This window comes from Pseudomonas sp. P5_B3, from assembly GCF_056400405.1.
This window is the reverse complement of the sequence record NZ_JBFULI010000123.1, coordinates 1-2,001: the sequence shown is the minus strand read 5'-3', so window position 1 is coordinate 2,001 and position 2,001 is coordinate 1. Positions and strand designations below refer to the sequence as shown.

The window sequence follows — 2,001 nt, the reverse complement described above, 5'->3', positions numbered from 1 at the left end:
CCAAAGAGACGTTGAAGCTCGGGCGCCACATTTTCTTCAAGGATGTGCCGTAAGCCCTGCGGAAATGAAGTTTGCGTTTACCAAGTCGCGCTGAAGGTGCTGGCCTGAACCTTTCCCAACACCCGAGGCAACAAAATATGCAACTGATTAGTAATTGGAAAGATGCTTTGAAGATGTCCAGCGTTCAGGCTGGCGGTGCGATTGCAGCGCTGGGTATTGCTGAGCAGCTGCTGTCTCAGTTGCAGGCGGTACTACCGCCTGCAGCTTATGGCGTTCTGGGTATTCTGGTGATGCTGGCACGGGTGATCCTGCAGCCCAAGCTGAGTAACTAGGGAAGGACTGGCGCGAGCTCACAGAATTGGCGCTATCACCGGCGACGGCGATCAAGGACTGATCACTTTGATCGAGTGTCTTTGTTTCGTGAAGGAGGTCTCAGCCATGAAACAGAGACTTAAAAACTCATTCGGGATTTATTGTTTGGGTAAGGCAGTAACCACGACTTCTTACTGAGCGGAGGAGGCTGTCTCCATTAGTTAATTTCTTGAATTTCGCTTGCAGTCTACTGAGGCACATGGGCAATCCTTTGTAATTATAAGGGTCTTTATTTAACTTCATAAGGATTTCCTCGTTGCTAACAACACGCTCCTCGCTGCTTGTTAATAAGTCAAGCACAACGCATTCCATGCGAGTTAAATGGATAATCGTTAGGCTGTTAGAAAGCAGGCGTTGGGGGTTGTTGAGCGCCCAAGTTTGTAATTTTGGTATGTTGATGCGATCAGATACACACGTAGGACCGCGATGGTCGATCCAGGCAACAACCTCATCGATAGTATGTCCGAAGGCAATTAAGTCCTCATCGGAAGGATTGAGATGGGCGGGGGGTAGATCTTCTGGCATAGCGCTTCCTCCATGCACAAAAAAAGCGTAGCCCAAGAGGCGCGCCCACTGTAAATAGACGGCAAAAAAAAACCCGCATGGGCGGGATTAAAGGGGGTCGAACAAAAAGAAAGGTGCTGATCCGTTAGCACAGGTCAGCTTAGACGGGAGTTGGCAGAGTGCTCTGACGGAAAATAACGCAGCGCCTGGGTCGCTCTCAATCGTTCATCAATTCGGCGATTCCGTGCATGATGACCTTCAAGTTCTCATGAGTTTCGTTAATGAGTTGCGGATTCTGCCTGTGTCATCGGTGGAGCCGTGCAGCTGCAAAGGTGCCATGCCCAGCAGTGATCGGGGGCGCGTCGAGTAAATAGCTCACTCCGGCGTCATGAGAACCGCGAGCGTAAACTTGATGAACTCTTCGTTCTTGTCGATGGTGTCCAAGGCGCCGCGGACGTTATCGGCGATATCGGCCGCGCCGCGTTGCTCGACCCAGTTCGCAAGCTCCAAGATGGCGGCCTCCAAGGCGAGCTGGTTTTCGTTGATCTTGAACAGCAGTGAAGGGAATAGATCTGAATTTGGCATGTGCTAATTCTCCGGGACGAAGAAAGCGTAGCAGAGGCAAACTAGGGGTTTGAGGTTCAGTTCGGCAGAACGCCTGGAAAGGATGGCACTACTGTAGGAATATACAACGATAAGTTATTGATTCTTATAGGGGTATGTAGCGGTTTTGAGAGTATTGCATAAAGACAATTTTCTCTTATAGATCAGTAGCTTATGGTGGATTACCGGTCACCTTGACATGGTGGGGGCGTTGGTTCGAGTCCAATCGCGCCTACCAAACAAAATCCGCTCTGCAGGGCGGTCTAGAAGGGCTCACCGAAAGGTGGGCCCTTTTTTGTTGGTGCGCCAGGCATGGCGCGTTGCGCGAAGCGCAACCAGCTTGGCTGTGGTGGCCACGCTGGTGACTTGGAGGTGAAAGTCCTCTACACACCCGGCAAGGGGAAGTGTTAGCCAGAGGCAAGGGTGTTGCGGGTGACTGCGAATCTGAAGGAAGCCCGAGGCAAAATGCTGGCCTGACGAACAGGAAGCGGATAGAGGCGGCGCAGCGGGGTAAGAAGGCAA

Annotated in this window: 3 protein-coding genes; 1 reads left to right on the top strand and 2 read right to left on the bottom strand. The window is 51.6% G+C overall.

Translation table 11 applies throughout. The features are described from left to right. Window positions 1-137 precede the first annotated feature (137 nt). Window positions 138-332, top strand: coding sequence for a DUF7940 domain-containing protein (locus tag AC1DRN_RS29875; protein WP_223462682.1), 195 nt, complete (start codon window positions 138-140; stop codon window positions 330-332). A gap of 127 nt (window positions 333-459) precedes the next feature. Here the strand turns inward: AC1DRN_RS29875 and AC1DRN_RS29870 are convergent, their stop codons facing one another. Together AC1DRN_RS29870 and AC1DRN_RS29865 are read right to left on the bottom strand one after the other, a co-directional pair. Beyond that, on the bottom strand, window positions 460-897 hold the full coding sequence (locus tag AC1DRN_RS29870) for a helix-turn-helix domain-containing protein (protein WP_223462683.1): 438 nt from the start codon (window positions 895-897) through the stop codon (window positions 460-462). Between the two features lie 354 nt (window positions 898-1,251). After that, window positions 1,252-1,461: a hypothetical protein gene (locus AC1DRN_RS29865; protein ID WP_223462684.1), complete on the bottom strand. Its 210-nt coding sequence runs from the start codon at window positions 1,459-1,461 to the stop codon at window positions 1,252-1,254. Window positions 1,462-2,001 lie beyond the last annotated feature (540 nt).